General features: G+C 33.4%; 11 protein-coding genes. 6 read left to right on the top strand and 5 right to left on the bottom strand.

Features of this window, described 5'->3' with window-relative positions; translation table 11 throughout:
• Positions 1-14 precede the first annotated feature (14 nt).
• From ACE01P_RS03760 to ACE01P_RS03750, 3 genes are all read right to left on the bottom strand, one after another.
• A complete protein-coding gene (locus tag ACE01P_RS03760; RefSeq protein ID WP_379694351.1) occupies positions 15-617 on the bottom strand; it encodes a PAS domain-containing protein in 603 nt (200 codons plus the stop codon).
• A gap of 72 nt (positions 618-689) precedes the next feature.
• Complete coding sequence (locus ACE01P_RS03755) at positions 690-1,544, bottom strand: hypothetical protein (protein WP_379694348.1); 855 nt, start codon at positions 1,542-1,544, stop codon at positions 690-692.
• A 30-nt stretch (positions 1,545-1,574) separates the two neighbouring features.
• A complete protein-coding gene (locus ACE01P_RS03750; protein WP_379694346.1) occupies positions 1,575-2,174 on the bottom strand; it encodes a TlpA family protein disulfide reductase in 600 nt (199 codons plus the stop codon).
• Positions 2,175-2,651: 477 nt separating this feature from the next.
• On the opposite strand from ACE01P_RS03750, the gene ACE01P_RS03745 reads away from it, so the two are divergent.
• The 5 genes from ACE01P_RS03745 to ACE01P_RS03725 all read left to right on the top strand — a co-directional run bounded on the left by ACE01P_RS03745 (position 2,652) and on the right by ACE01P_RS03725 (position 10,121).
• Positions 2,652-3,713 (top strand): efflux RND transporter periplasmic adaptor subunit, encoded by a 1,062-nt coding sequence (locus tag ACE01P_RS03745; protein ID WP_379694343.1) that lies wholly within the window; start codon positions 2,652-2,654, stop codon positions 3,711-3,713.
• An 82-nt stretch (positions 3,714-3,795) separates the two neighbouring features.
• A complete protein-coding gene (locus ACE01P_RS03740) occupies positions 3,796-6,894 on the top strand; it encodes an efflux RND transporter permease subunit (protein ID WP_379694341.1) in 3,099 nt (1,032 codons plus the stop codon).
• Between the two features lie 37 nt (positions 6,895-6,931).
• Positions 6,932-8,242 (top strand): TolC family protein, encoded by a 1,311-nt coding sequence (locus ACE01P_RS03735; RefSeq protein ID WP_379694339.1) that lies wholly within the window; start codon positions 6,932-6,934, stop codon positions 8,240-8,242.
• A gap of 26 nt (positions 8,243-8,268) precedes the next feature.
• Positions 8,269-9,126: a bestrophin family protein gene (locus ACE01P_RS03730; protein WP_379694336.1), complete on the top strand. Its 858-nt coding sequence runs from the start codon at positions 8,269-8,271 to the stop codon at positions 9,124-9,126.
• Positions 9,127-9,197: 71 nt separating this feature from the next.
• The gene (locus ACE01P_RS03725) at positions 9,198-10,121 is read left to right on the top strand and encodes an AraC family transcriptional regulator N-terminal domain-containing protein (RefSeq protein WP_379694333.1); all 924 of its coding nucleotides are present in this window, start codon (positions 9,198-9,200) and stop codon (positions 10,119-10,121) included.
• Between the two features lie 80 nt (positions 10,122-10,201).
• On the opposite strand, the gene ACE01P_RS03720 is transcribed toward ACE01P_RS03725, so the two are convergent.
• Both ACE01P_RS03720 and ACE01P_RS03715 read right to left on the bottom strand, forming a co-directional pair.
• Positions 10,202-10,576 carry a DUF779 domain-containing protein gene (locus tag ACE01P_RS03720; protein WP_379694810.1) on the bottom strand — a complete coding sequence of 125 codons (375 nt, stop codon included), beginning with the start codon at positions 10,574-10,576 and terminating at the stop codon, positions 10,202-10,204.
• 184 nt (positions 10,577-10,760) lie between these two features.
• On the bottom strand, positions 10,761-12,266 hold the full coding sequence (locus ACE01P_RS03715; protein ID WP_379694330.1) for an aldehyde dehydrogenase family protein: 1,506 nt from the start codon (positions 12,264-12,266) through the stop codon (positions 10,761-10,763).
• Positions 12,267-12,540: 274 nt separating this feature from the next.
• Between ACE01P_RS03715 and pheT the strand changes: the two genes are divergently transcribed.
• Positions 12,541-14,961, top strand: coding sequence for a phenylalanine--tRNA ligase subunit beta (gene pheT / locus ACE01P_RS03710; protein WP_379694328.1), 2,421 nt, complete (start codon positions 12,541-12,543; stop codon positions 14,959-14,961).
• Positions 14,962-14,999: the final 38 nt, after the last annotated feature.

The following is a 14,999-nucleotide window of genomic DNA, read 5'->3' as shown; positions in this document are numbered from 1 at the left end:
TATATTATTAGTTATTATTTTTTTGGCTCATTTTTCTTTTCAAAAAGTCCGCCAAATAAGCCTTTACTTACTTTATTTTTATCATCCTTTCCGGTCGCAATCATGTAATCGATATACTCCATGTATGTTTTTTTTCTTTCTTCTAAAAAGCCAACTAGATATTCTTCAGAAGCGTGCATGCCACTTGTTTCTTCAATCTGTAAAAGCTTTTTGTACAAAGGCTCAATAAATTTCACAATAATATCATTTGGAACCGATTTTCGAGTGCAAAAGAAACCTACAATCTCACCATCTGTATCTGCAACGATTTTAAAATCGGTTACAACCCAGTAATAACGCCCCGTTTTTGCCATGTTTTTTATGATGACATGAATGTTTTCGCTGGATTTTATACTGTCCCACAAGAATTTAAAAATCACTTTTGGCATATCTGGATGGCGCACTATATTATGAGGCTGTCCGACAAGCTCAAATTCATCATAACCAGAAACATCTATAAAGTCTTCGTTCGCATATAAAATGGTTCCTTTTTTATCAGTTTTACTAAGCAATACTTTATTCTTATTCCAGTCTACTTCTCTATCAGAAGGTGTTGGACGGTGCAATTTCGCATCCATAAATTTTACATTTAAATTAATTTTAAAAAATTAATATTTTTTGGAAGTTGGCTCCGATTTCTCGGAAAAAATCTAACTCCTAGTATTTGTTGATTTTACATGAATATCATTAACCAAATCGTCAATTTTCTTCGCGCTCTCTCTCATCATTTCAAGATAAGTAAGCAATTTATCGTTGTCTGTATGCCCTTTTGAAACATCAATCAATTTTAAAACCGAATTTACTGGCAGTTTTAAATCTAAAGTTGTTCTATGAATAAAATCATTGTAGTCTTTTGTAGCCGACATTGAACTGTATTTTGCCGAAGCCAATTTCATGTTTTCTAATTCATATTCGTCTGAAATTTTAGAAATATGATTTTCGCTATGTTCTTTAAAGTAATACGCCCAGTAACCATTCATTAAAAATACAACAGCAGCCAAAACGGTATGGATGATTAAAGTTTCCATGTCAAAATTTACCTGTGAAAAATAAACCTGAAGTCCGTTGGCGTCATTATAGATAAAGTTTTGAAGATAAGCCAAACCAGCATGGTGCAATACAACTAATAAAGTTAGCGGAATTTGAAGTTTCCAATTCTGATAAATAATTAAAATCGTACTGGCGATGAATACCGTAAAATGCATTTCAAACATTCCATGCATTTGATAAATGTACTGTGCCATAAAAATAGCCAGAACGACTGATAAAACGTATTGGTAAAATTTAGAGTTTTTCATGAAAAATTTAGCCGAATAATAAGCCAAAAGATTCAATGTCCCGACACCAACACCAATTTCGAAAGTATCATATTTAAAAGAAAGTCCGATACCAAGCAGAAAATATACTGCAAGTACATAATTAATAATAGTATCTGATTTTTGTGTCATTGTAGACATAAAACTGTGCAGATAATCTTGTTCGTTTAAGCTAGCTTTTGCTTTCATAGGTTATTAGATTTAGGTTTTTGGAAATAGTTATTTAGTACATTTTGGTAATGAACATCCGTAGGCTTTAAGGGCTAAAGCGTTGAAAGCAGGATTTTCTTTTTGGCTAAGAAGAGAATCAATCGCCATTTGAGCATAATTGCTTTCGGCATCTGTACAATATCTGGTTTTATTGTAATTGCCTCTGTAATACAAATTATGCGACTGATCTAACAAAACAGCCTGAGGAGTTGAGAAAACGCCACATTTTTTAGCAATTGCTTCGTCAAAATAAACAGGGATTTTGGCGTCAAATTTTTGCTGTATTTCATCAATAGTAAAATTTTTCTGTTTGTTTAAGACAACAATTTTAAAATTGATTTGATCTCCATATTTTTTAATCAAACCACTAACGTGCGGCACATTGAATCGCGAACAAGGACATTCGGGATTAAAAAAATGGATAAAAATAGGTTTGTTATCAAATGCGCAGCATGGACCAAGTTCTATCTTAGATCCCATTGCAATCGCGTGGTAATTTTTTGGAATTGGAGTTGGAAGACTGTATTTAAATTCATTCTGCCAAAACAAATAGCCAATTGCCGCAAGCAAAAGTGTAAACCATAAACTCAGAAGTAATTTTTTCTTCATATATCATTTTTTTATTATTATTTAAACACCAAAAGAATAAACACTTGTTAATACTATTTCTCGCTCACTTTAGTAAAAACTCCAAAAAAACAACTTCTATTTACACATTTTAACATTAACACTAAACAATTATTATAGTGTTCAGCTAAAATCTTATCATTTTGTTTAACATACCAATGTTACAAATAAAATCGATAAAGTGCAAAAAAAATCAGACAAATTGAAGAAATTTTCTTTCAACCTAGAAAAAGCAAGCCTTTTACGAGTCTTAGAACTTACTTTGAGACTTAAACAATTAATTTTCTTTAAAAAAAATTAATGTTCAATTAAACCTTTTTGCACGCTTTAAGTCTAAATGCAAACCTTTGTACATACAAATGTTAAATAAACGCTAACAGCTTTCGATTTCGCACCAAAAAGTTAAATTTGTAAGCTTACTAAAAACACAAACCTAAAATCTATATTCACCTCATTTTTATGAAACTAAAACACCTCATTTACACCCTTTTAATCGTTGGAATTGGTGGCTTTGTCACCTACAGAATTATTTCAAACAAGGGAAAAAACGATGATTCTAAAAAGTTCAATGACAAAAAATCTCCAACAACTGTTAATGGAATCGTAATAAAAACTGCCACTTTTGACAATAATTTAGCATTATCAGGATCTATTGAAGCAAATGAACAAGTAGAAATTCATAGTGAGGTTTCTGGAATTGTGGAAGGAATATTTTTTAATGAAGGCAGCAATGTAACAAAGGGACAAGTGCTTCTTAAAGTAAATGATATTGAACTAAAAGCGCAATTGCAACAAGCTCAAACGAGAGAAGGTTTGGCTGCTGAAAACGAAAGAAGAGCAAAATTACTATTGCAAAAAGAAGCAATCAGCCAAGAAGAAGCCGATGTTGCCAAAGCCGATCACGCTTCTGCACAAGCACAAACACAATTAATAAGAGCGCAAATCTCTAAAACTTCTGTTAGAGCACCTTTTTCAGGAAAAATCGGTTTACGTTCGATTTCTCCAGGAACTTATATCACGCCAACTGTTTTAGTAGCAAAATTGGTTAATACAAGTAAATTAAAAATCACTTTTTCTATCCCAGAAAAATATGCTGCAGAAGTAAAATCTGGATCTGTAATCGATTTTAAAGTTTCTGGTTCAGACAAAACTTATAATGCGAAAATTTATGCAATCGAACCAGAAGTTGCCGTTGCAACGCGTACGCTTCAAATTCGCGCGCTTGCAGATAATGTTGACGGAAAACTTTTCCCTGGAACTTTTGCAGATATCAAATTGCCTTTAAATATTATTAAAGATGCTATTGTAGTTCCTTCTCAAGCTATTGTGCCAATTCAGGATGGTAAAAAAGTATATGTTGCTAATAATGGCCAAGCAAAAGAAGTAATGGTTGATGCAACAACAAGAACAGATTCTTCGATTTTAATTTTAGCTGGATTAAAACCTGGAGATACTTTAATTACAAGCGGCGTTATGTCTTTAAAAGACGAAGCTCCGATTAAAGTTAAAGTTCAAAAATAATATTTAAGTTATGAGTTTTGAATTATAAATTATGAGTAAAAAATTACACTTAATATCTAAACTCTAAAATCTAAAATCTCACATGAGTTTATCAACTACAAGTATAAAAAGACCTGTTTTAACTATAGTACTGAATCTATTAATTATTTTATTCGGTTTTATTGGTTATACTTTTTTGGGTGTTAGGGAGTTCCCTTCTATTGACCCTGCGCAGGTTTCTATTCGTACCAATTATACGGGTGCAAATGCCGACATTATTGAATCGCAAATCACCGAACCTCTTGAAAAAGCAGTAAATGCAATTGACGGAATTAGAAATATTACTTCTTCTAGTAACCAAGGAAGCAGTAACATTACTATAGAGTTTAATCTGGATAAAGATCTTGAAGAAGCGGCAAATGACGTTCGTGATAAAGTTTCTCAAGCTATTCGAAATCTTCCGCAAGATATTGATGCGCCGCCAGTTGTTTCTAAAGCAGATGCAGACAGTGACGCTATTATTTCGATGACGGTTCAAAGTGATTCCAGAAATTCTTTAGAATTAAGTGATTACGCAGAAAATGTTATTTCTCAACGTTTAGAAACTATCCCAGGAGTGAGTGGTGTTCAAATTTGGGGACAAAAACGTTACGCAATGCGTTTATGGATCGACCCTGTAAAACTGACTGCTTATGGCTGTACAGTATCTGATGTTCGTACTGCGTTAAATGCACAGAATGTTGAGTTACCATCAGGAAAATTGACTGGTAACAATACCGAGCTTACAGTAAAAACTATCGGAAATCTTTCTAAAGCAGAAGAATTCAACAATATTATCATTCGAACAGACGGAGATAAAATCGTTCGTTTAAGCGATATTGGAGGCGCAGAATTAGGTCCGGAAAATATTGAAACAAAATTAAGCCAATCTGGTTTACCGATGATCGGTTTAGCTATTGTTCCAATGCCCGGAGCAAACTATTTAGATATTTCTAAAGAATTTTACAAAAAATACGAAGCCTTAAAAAAGGATCTTCCAAAAGATATCAAATTAAATATTGCGCTCGACAATACAATTTTCGTAAAGAAATCAGTATTAGAAGTTGCAGAAACATTAGGAATTTCGGTAATTCTGGTAATCATTATTATCTATCTTTTCTTTAGAGACTGGGCGATTGCTTTCAGACCTTTAATTGATATTCCGGTTTCGTTGATTGCTACATTCTTCATTATGTGGCTATTCGGATTCTCAATCAACGTATTAACTTTATTGGCAATTGTACTGGCAACGGGACTTGTGGTAGATGATGGTATTGTTGTAACCGAAAATATTTTCAAAAAAGTAGAAGAAGGAATGTCGCCAATTGAAGCCGCTATTAAAGGTTCTAATGAGATTTTCTATGCCGTAATTTCGATTTCGGTAACATTAGCAGCGGTATTTTTACCTGTAATTTTCCTTGAAGGTTTCGTTGGACGATTGTTTAGGGAATTTGGAGTTGTAATTGGTGCTGCGGTATTAATTTCTGCTTTTGTTTCTCTGACTTTGACACCAATGTTGAACGCTTATTTAATGAAAGGCGGAGAACAGAAAAAATCAAAATTCTATATTAAAACAGAACCATTTTTTGAAAAAATGAACAGCAGTTATGCTGAAGCGCTTTCAAAATTTATGGAAAGAAAATGGATCAGCTTCCCTATTCTTTTTGCTTGTTTCGGATTGATTTATTTATTCTTTACTATTCTTCCAAAAGAAACAGCACCTTACGATGACAGAAGTTCTGTAACTATGCGTATGACAACTCCAGAAGGATCTTCATACGAATATACAGACCGTTTTATGCAGGAAATTTCACAATTGGTTGATGATTCTATTCCTGAGAAAAAAGTAAGTTTAGTTATTACAGCGCCAGGTTTTGGAGCTTCGGCAACAAACACAGGATTTATCAGACTTTCATTAAAAGAACCAGACGAAAGAACGGTGTCTCAAAAAGATATTGCTGATAAATTGACAAAATGGACGAAAAAATATCCAGATGCTAAAACTGCTGTAATTCAACAACCTACAATTGCTGTAAACAGACGTGGAGGTTTACCGATTCAATATATTATTCAGGCTCCTAATTTTGATAAATTGAGAGAAAAAATTCCTGTATTTATGAATGAGGTGAATAAAAGTGATGTGTTTTCTACGACAGACGTAAACTTGAAATTCAATAAACCCGAAATCAACGTTACAATTGATCGTGAAAAAGCAGAAAGTTTAGGAATTTCAATTATAGATATCGCGCAAACTTTACAGCTTTCTTTGAGCGGACAGCGTTTTGGATATTTCATTAGAAACGGAAAACAATATCAAGTAATTGGACAATTTGACCAAAAAGACAGATCTAAACCTCTGGATTTAACTTCTATGTTTGTAAAAAACAGAAACGGCCAATTGATTCAAATGGATAACGTTGTGAAGGTTTACGAGCAAAGTAATCCGCCGCAATTGTTTCATAACAACCGTTATATGTCTGCAACTGTTTCTGCTGGTTTAGCACCAGGAAAAAGTATCAGCGATGGTATTCAAGAAATGGACAGAATTAAAGCGAAAGTTTTGGACGAAAGTTTTACAACCGATTTAAGTGGAGAATCACGAGATTTCGTAGAAAGTAGCTCGAATACTTCTTTCGCCTTCGGATTGGCTTTATTACTAATTTTCTTGATTTTAGCAGCTCAATTTGAAAGTTTTATAGATCCGTTTATTATCATTTTAACGGTTCCAATGGCGGTTGCTGGAGCCTTATTCTCATTATGGCTATTCAATCAGACATGGAATATTTTCAGTCAAATTGGTACGGTAATGTTGATTGGTCTGGTTACCAAGAATGGTATTTTGATTGTAGAATTTGCCAATCAGTTACGAGAACAAGGCAAACCAAAAATGGAAGCTATTTTAGAAGCTTCGGAAGCACGTTTACGTCCAATTTTAATGACGAGTTTGGCTATTGCATTAGGAGCGCTTCCAATTGCAATGTCACTTGGAGCTGCGTCTACGAGTAGAATTGGTATGGGAGTTGTAATTGTGGGTGGAACTATATTCTCATTGGCTTTAACGCTTTTTGTAATTCCTGCCATTTATTTTATGTGGTCTAAGGCTAGAAAACACTATCCTGAATTTGATCATATTGACGAATACGAAAGAGACAGCATTAAATAGAAACCAAAAACCAGATTTTTGGTTAAAGAAAACGAATATGAATATCAAAAAAATATACTGCACAGCAATTATCCTGTTCCTTTGCATTTTTCAATCAAAGGCGCAGGAAGTTCTTACTATTGAACAGGCTATGACTATAGCTTTGGAGAATAATTTTGAAATTAAAATTGCTAAAAATAATTCCAAAATAACCGAAACAAACGTTACGATTGGAAACGCAGGAATGCTGCCAACAGCAACCGCAAATATTACAGACAACAATAATATTACAAACTCTACTCAAGTTCGACAAGATGGCACTTCAACATCATTAGACAATGCTAAAAACAACAGCTTGACTTATGGAGTGAGCATTGGATGGACTGTTTTTGACGGAATGAAAATGTTTGCTAAACTTGATCAGTTGAAAGAGCTTCAAAAATTGGGTGATTCAGAACTTAAAAGAACTATTTTAGTTAAAATTGCTCAAGTAAATTCAGCTTATTATGATTTAGTGCAAATGCAGCAGCAATTATCTGCATTGGATACTACGATCGTAATTTCGAATCAAAGATTAACTTTAGCTAAAAATCGTTTCAGCATTGGTAAAGCTTCAAAATTAGAAGTTTTAAACGCTCAAGTTGATTTAAACTCAGATCAAGTGGCTATGTTGAGACAAAAGGAAGCATATGCAAATGGTAAAATTTTATTGAATCAGCATCTAGCGCGTGATCCAAAAATTGATTTTAAAGTTACTGACAAAGTTACGGTAGACAATAAATTGATTTTGGCTGATTTAATGGAATTGGCTCAAAAACAAAACCCTGGATTAGAAACTCAAATCATCAACAAACGTATTGCCGAATTACAGCTAAAACAAGTAAAAGGAGACCGTTATCCTACTTTACGATTAACGACAGGATATAACTTTTCTGAAAGTCAGTCTAGTTTAGGATTTACGAGTGAGACTTCAAATAGAGGTTTGAACTACGGATTTAATGCTTCAATGAATATTTTTGACGGTTTCAATCAGCATCGTAATGAGAAGGTTGCGAAATTACAGATTGAAAATTCACAACTTGCAATAGAACAGCAAAACACAACTTTAAACACACAGTTGAGCACTGCTTTTCAAACGTATTTAACTAATTTAGAATTAATTGATCTGGAAGAAGACAACGAAGCTATTGCGAGACAAAATTTAGAAATCACGCTTGACAAATTTAAAATCGGAACCATTACAACACTTGATTTTAGAACAGCTCAGCTGAATTATGTCAACGCAAAAGTACGTTACAGCAATGCACAATACGAGGCAAAATTATCTGAAATTGTCTTAAAAGAATTAGCTGGGAATATCAATTTTTAAGTAAATTTGTTTCAAAACATACTTAAATGATTTCGTACAACACCAAAGATTGGTTTACTTTTATTTTTCATTTTCATAAGTCAGATACAGTACGAAAACTGTTTACGATTATGATTGCAATTGGAATTTATGCTACAGCCGTCTGTTATGTTGAACTTCATTATTTTAAAGTAACCAAAAACGATTACATTCACAACATTCCGATGATGCACGGAATGCTTGGTTTTGTAATCTCTCTTTTGCTTGTTTTTAGAACCAATACAGCTTATGATAGATGGTGGGAAGGCCGTAAACTTTGGGGCGGACTTGTAAACAACAGCCGTAATTTGGCTATCAAGCTTTCTGCAATTTTAAAAGACGAAAATGACAGAAAGTTTTTTAGAAAATACATTCCCATGTATGCAGATATTCTTCACCAACACTTGAAAGATGAAGATACGGGCAAAATGCTGTTTGAAGATGTTGAAATTGATCAACACAAACACAAGCCAAATCAATTAAAAAGAATTATGTATCATAAAATCAATGATTTGTATGATGATAAAAAAATATCTGGAGAGCAGCTAATTACGTTAAATGACGAATTAGTTGCTTTTACAGACATTTGCGGAGCGTGCGAACGCATTAAAAACACTCCTATTCCCTACTCTTACAGCGCTTTCATAAAGAAATTCATCTTCTTTTACACGATGACGCTTCCGTTTGGATATTCTATTAGTTTAGGGTATCTAGTTGCACCTGTTGTGGTTTTTATATTTTATGTTTTGGCAAGTTTAGAGCTTATTGCCGAAGAAATTGAAGATCCGTTCGGGAATGATGAAAATGATCTTCCAACAAAGAAAATTTCGGAAAACATTAAAAAACACATTGAAGAACTGATTTAATTAAACGTTAAATCTGCAGTTTATATTCTTATTTTCATTAAATTTAAAGTCTTCACCAAAAATTAAATTTAATGAACAATCAACGATTTTTAGTCAATCCGCTTCAATTATCGCAAGAGAAATCATTAAAAACTCTTGTAGAAAACAGAACTATTTACAATTTGAATCATTGTGAATTAAATCTATTTGAAACCTACGAATCGACCCAAAAAGTTCCTTTAAAATTTAATGATTTGGTTGTCACCAGCATGCTTCGCGGCAAAAAAATCATGCATCTTTTTGATGATCCTGAATTTGTATATCTTCCGGGCGAAACTGTGATTGTGCCTTCTAATGTGGAAATGAAAATTGATTTTCCTGAAGCTTCAAAAAACAATCCGACGCAATGTTTGGCTCTAGCTATTGATCAAGATAAAATTGCTGAAATTTTAAATTTCTTAAACGAGCAATATCCAAAAGACGGAAATAACATGTATTGGCAGTTAAACTACCAGAATTATTTCTTTTATAACAATGTCGAAATGGCGGCTACAATCAATAAACTCATCAAAGAATGTATGAGCACTTCGATTACCAAAGACATTTTTGCGGATTTAACTTTAAAAGAGTTATTGATTAGAATTATCCAAACTCAAACAGTAAAATCTTTGGATGAAGGAAAAGCTTTTGAAAATAACAATCCAATTAAAGAAGTTACAGAATACATCAAACAGAATTTGAAAGAAAATATGAGCTTAAAAACGTTGAGCGAAAAAGCATGCATGAGTACAACTTCTTTTTATCGTTTCTTTAAACGCGAACTCGGAATGAGTCCGATTGAATATATTTTGAATGAAAAAATAAAATGCGCTAAAAATCTATTGAGAAATCCAACGCTTCAAATCAACGAAGTTTGCTATTTGGCAGGTTTTGAAGATGCAAATTACTTCATTCGATTATTTAAAAAATACGAAGGCATTACTCCGAAACAATATCAATTGCTTTATATTAATTAAAGGTTCTAAGATGCTAAGATACTGAGTTTCTAAGTTTTTTTCTAAACTGAAAACTGAGACTGGGACTGAGACTAAAAAAACTACTCAATCCTTGTAACTGGTTCCAAATCCTTTTCTTCTTCGGGAGTAAAAACGCGGTATTCTATTTGGAAAGTTTTCTTTAAAGGAGTTTCCAAAGAAAAACCTCCAACTCCAAAGGCATCAATTACAGTTAAAGTAAAATGAGCATGTTTCCAATATTCAAATAAATCTTTGTCTACCCAAAACTCGGTGTCTTCAACGACTCCAATGCAAACATCGCCCGTACGCTGATAATAACCTCCTTTTTCAAAACATTGTGGCTGTGTACCTTCGCAGCATCCGCCCGCTTGATAAAACATCAAATCACCATGTTTTTCTTTTAGAATATTAATTAATTCTATTGCTTTTTCTGTGGCATCAATTCGTTTAATCATCATTTTTGTCTTTAAAATTCAAAAAGCAGCAAACTCAATTAAGAAATCTACTGCTTTATATAACTAACCAATTAAATCAAATAGCCTGGAAGAAGTTTGTTCAACGCCATTAGATTTTGTCTAATGCCCCATGCATGTCACAAACTTCCGATTTGTAAATTTTCCAGGATTTGAAAATTCATATTTAAAAGAATCCTAATTTCTTTTTGTCATAAGAAATCAGCATATTTTTAGTTTGGCGGTATTGGCTCAACATCATTTTGTGGTTTTCGCGACCAATTCCAGACTGTTTGTAACCTCCAAACGGAGCACCAGCAGGATAAGAATGATATTGATTAATCCAAACACGACCCGATTGAATCGCTCTTGGAACCTGATAAATTTCGTGTGCATCTCTTGTCCAAACTCCTGCTCCTAAACCGTACATCGTATCATTTGCAATTTCAATTGCTTCTTCTGTAGTTTTAAAAGTCGTAACCGCTAGAACTGGTCCAAAAATCTCTTCTTGAAAAATTCTCATTTTGTTATGACCTTTAAATAAAGTTGGCTTAATGTAATAACCGCCTTCTAATTCGCCACCCAAATTATTTTCATCACCTCCTGTCAATAATTCTGCACCTTCTTCTTTTCCTAAATTGATGTAAGACATGATTTTTTCTTTCTGAACAATCGAAGTCTGAGCACCAATCATAGTCGATTTATCCAACGGATTTCCAGCAATAATGGCTTCAGTTCTTTCAATTACTTTTTTGATAAACTTGTCGTAAATATCTTCGTGAATTAATAATCTGGAAGGACAAGTACAGATTTCACCTTGATTTAAAGCGAATAATACTGCGCCTTCAACTGCTTTATCAAAGAAATCATCATCGTGATCTGCAACAGATGGGAAGAAAATATTTGGCGATTTACCACCTAATTCTAATGTTACCGGAATAATATTTTCTGTTGCGTATTGCATTACCAAACGTCCTGTCGTTGTAGAACCTGTAAACGCAGCTTTCGATACTTTTTTATTGGTTACTAACGGACGACCTAATTCAGCACCAAAACCGTTTACGATATTTAAAACTCCTGGAGGAAGGATATCTCCAATTAATTCCATTAAAACCATAATCGAAATTGGTGTGCTTTCTGCTGGTTTCAAAACAATTGTGTTTCCTGCTGCAAGTGCTGGAGCGATTTTCCAAACTGCCATTAAAATCGGGAAATTCCACGGAATAATCTGTGCCACAACACCAAGAGGTTCGCTTAAAGCGATAGAAACTGTCTGAGAATCTAGTTCAGCAATAGAACTTTCTTCGGCACGAATCACGCCTGCAAAATATCTAAAATGATCAATTGCCAACGGAATATCAGCGGCAAGCGTTTCACGAATTGGTTTTCCGTTATCTACCGTTTCAACCGCCGCGATGTATTCTAGATTGTCTTCAATTCTTTGAGCAATTTTATTTAGTAAAATGCTTCTTTCGGTTACCGAAGTTTTTCCCCAGGTTTTAAAAGCTTCATAAGCCGTATCTACAGCCAATTCTAAATCTGCCTTTCCAGAATGCGCTGCTTTTGTAAATACTTTTCCATCAATTGGAGAAACAACATCAAAATATTCTCCTGCAATTGGCGCAACAAATTTTCCGCCAATATAGTTATCGTATTTTGCCTTAAATTCAGGTCTTTTTACTGAGGTGCTCATAATATTCTTTTTTTGATTTACTCCAAATTTAGTTTCATAAAAAGAAACAGAATAGCATTTTTCATTCATCTTGTAGCACAAAAATTACACATTCTATTTTTTTAACCTTTTACAATATGTATTTGTTAAAATACTGGCATATAAATTATTAAAAACTTAAAACAGAGCATTTTCCCTTCGACAACAAAACAACTTGAAAAAACCACCTAATTTTTTCCTACTCCAAAGCGCAATCCTTATATTTGTAACCTTATTCAAGAATTAAATAACTACAATGAAAATATCTTACAACTGGTTAAAACAATTTATTAAAACAGATTGGACATCTGAGCAGACTTCTGAATTGCTGACAGATTTAGGTTTAGAAGTAGAAGTTGTCGAAAAATACGAATCAATTAAAGGTGGTTTAGCAGGTGTTGTTGTTGGACATGTTCTAACTTGCGAAAAACATCCTGATGCTGATAGATTGAGAGTTACTACAGTTGATGTTGGTTTAGAAGCTCCTATTCAAATTGTTTGCGGTGCAGCAAACGTTGCGGCTGGACAAAAAGTGCCTGTTGCGACAATAGGAACCATTTTGTACGATAAAGAAGGTGCAGAATTTACCATTAAAAAAGGAAAAATTCGTGGGCAAGAAAGTCACGGAATGATCTGTGCTGAAGATGAATTAGGTTTAGGAACTAGCCATGACGGAATTATGGTTTTGGCTGAAGATTTAGTTCCTGGAACTCCTGCTTCTGAAGTTTTCCAAATTGCAAATGATGAAGTTTTCGAAATCGGATTAACGCCAAACCGTGCCGATGCAATGAGCCATTTTGGAACTGCTCGTGATTTAAGAGCGGGAATGTTACAACGCGGTGTAAACGTAGAATTGATTACACCTTCTGTAAGCAATTTTAGAGTAGACATGCGTACGCTTAAAATTGACGTAAATGTTGAAGATTCTCATTTAGCGCCAAGATATTGTGGTGTAACTATTTCTGGAATTTCTGTTCAAGAATCTCCAAGCTGGTTACAAGATCGTTTAAAAGCTATTGGATTAACTCCAAAAAATAATATTGTTGACGTTACTAATTATGTTTTACACGAATTAGGACAACCTTTACACGCTTTTGATGCTGCGAAAATCAACGGAAAAGTGATTGTGAAAACTGTTGAAGAAGGAACTAAATTTGTTACTCTTGACGACGTTGAAAGAACACTTCATAAAGAAGATTTAATGATTTGTGACGAAAAAGGTCCGCTTTGTATTGCAGGAGTTTTCGGAGGAAAAAAATCTGGAGTTTCTGAAGGAACTACTTCTATTTTCTTAGAAAGTGCTTATTTCGATCCAGTTAGCATTCGTAAAACAGCAAAAAGACACCAATTAAGCACAGATGCTTCTTTTAGATTTGAAAGAGGAATTGATCCAACAATTACAGAATATGCTTTAAAACGTGCAGCGCTTTTAATTCAAGAAGTTGCTGGTGGAAAAATCACTTCTGATGTTGTAGAAGTTTATCCTAAAAAAGTAGAAGATTTTTCTGTTTTATTGAATTTCAGTCATGTATCTAAAATTATTGGACAAGAAATTCCAAAAGATACGATCAAAAAGATCTTGGTTTCTTTAGATATTAAAGTAAACAGCGTTTCTGATACTGGTTTAGGTTTAACTATTCCTGCATATCGTGTTGACGTTCAGCGTGAAATTGACGTAATCGAAGAAATTTTAAGAGTTTATGGTTACAACAACATTAACTTCTCTAAGAAATTTAATGCTACCGTTTCAAATTCACCAAGAACAGAAGATTATAAAGTACAAAATGTAATTGCTTCTCAGTTGAATTCTCAAGGATTCCACGAAATGATGGCCAATTCATTGACAACTGCAGCTTACGCGAAATTATCAACTTCATTAAAAGAAGAACATAATGTTTCTATGCTGAATCCGTTGAGTAGCGATTTAGCAACACTTCGCCAGTCTTTATTGTTTTCTGGACTAGAAGCTGTTTCTTACAACATTAATAGAAAAAATTCAGATTTAAAATTATTTGAATTTGGAAAAACATATCACAAGTATTTAAACGGATACGAAGAGCACAAACACCTTTCTTTATTGATTTCTGGAAACAGAAACAAAGAAAGCTGGACAAATCCGCAAAAAACAACAGATTTTTTCTTGTTGAAAGGATATGTAAAAGCGATTTTATCTCGTTTAGGAATTGAAAAAATTGGTAATGCGCCAGTTCAATCTGATGTTTATTCTGAAGGAACTGCAATTACGTACAACAACGATATTTTAGTTGAAATGGGTGTTATTAAAAAGCCTATTTTAAAACATTTCGGTATTAAACAAGATGTTTATTACGCTGATTTTAACTGGGATTTGGTTTTAAAAATCATTACAGGAAAAATTAAGTATACAGAAATTCCTAAATATCCTGAAGTTCGTCGTGATTTAGCTTTATTAATTGATGAAAAAACGACTTACGAAAGTATTTTCAATCTGGCGAAACAGACAGAGAAAGCACTTTTAAAAGACATCAATTTGTTTGATGTTTATCAAGGAAATAAATTGCCAGAAGGAAAAAAATCATACGCTTTGAGTTTTACTATTCAAGATAATACTAAAACATTAACCGATGCTCAGATCGATAAAATCATGTCTAAATTACAGCAGACTTTCGAAACTGAACTTGGAGCAACCTTAAGATAATTTCTTTCTTAGTTTAAAATACAAAACCCGACGATAAT

Origin of the sequence: Flavobacterium sp. HJSW_4 (genome assembly GCF_042436695.1) — a bacterium.
Lineage (GTDB): Bacteria > Bacteroidota > Bacteroidia > Flavobacteriales > Flavobacteriaceae > Flavobacterium.
Note: the sequence above shows the minus strand (reverse complement) of the source record. Positions and strands in the feature narration are given on the sequence as shown.

Excerpts from the sequence above, each read along its gene's own strand:
- ACE01P_RS03760 (WP_379694351.1), bottom strand. The coding sequence starts at position 617 with ATGGATGCGAAATTGCACCGTCCAACACCTTCTGATAGAGAAGTAGAC.
- ACE01P_RS03755 (WP_379694348.1), bottom strand. The coding sequence starts at position 1,544 with ATGAAAGCAAAAGCTAGCTTAAACGAACAAGATTATCTGCACAGTTTT.
- ACE01P_RS03750 (WP_379694346.1), bottom strand. The coding sequence starts at position 2,174 with ATGAAGAAAAAATTACTTCTGAGTTTATGGTTTACACTTTTGCTTGCG.
- ACE01P_RS03745 (WP_379694343.1), top strand. The coding sequence starts at position 2,652 with ATGAAACTAAAACACCTCATTTACACCCTTTTAATCGTTGGAATTGGT.
- ACE01P_RS03740 (WP_379694341.1), top strand. The coding sequence starts at position 3,796 with ATGAGTTTATCAACTACAAGTATAAAAAGACCTGTTTTAACTATAGTA.
- ACE01P_RS03735 (WP_379694339.1), top strand. The coding sequence starts at position 6,932 with ATGAATATCAAAAAAATATACTGCACAGCAATTATCCTGTTCCTTTGC.
- ACE01P_RS03730 (WP_379694336.1), top strand. The coding sequence starts at position 8,269 with ATGATTTCGTACAACACCAAAGATTGGTTTACTTTTATTTTTCATTTT.
- ACE01P_RS03725 (WP_379694333.1), top strand. The coding sequence starts at position 9,198 with ATGAACAATCAACGATTTTTAGTCAATCCGCTTCAATTATCGCAAGAG.
- ACE01P_RS03720 (WP_379694810.1), bottom strand. The coding sequence starts at position 10,576 with ATGATTAAACGAATTGATGCCACAGAAAAAGCAATAGAATTAATTAAT.
- ACE01P_RS03715 (WP_379694330.1), bottom strand. The coding sequence starts at position 12,266 with ATGAGCACCTCAGTAAAAAGACCTGAATTTAAGGCAAAATACGATAAC.
- pheT (WP_379694328.1), top strand. The coding sequence starts at position 12,541 with ATGAAAATATCTTACAACTGGTTAAAACAATTTATTAAAACAGATTGG.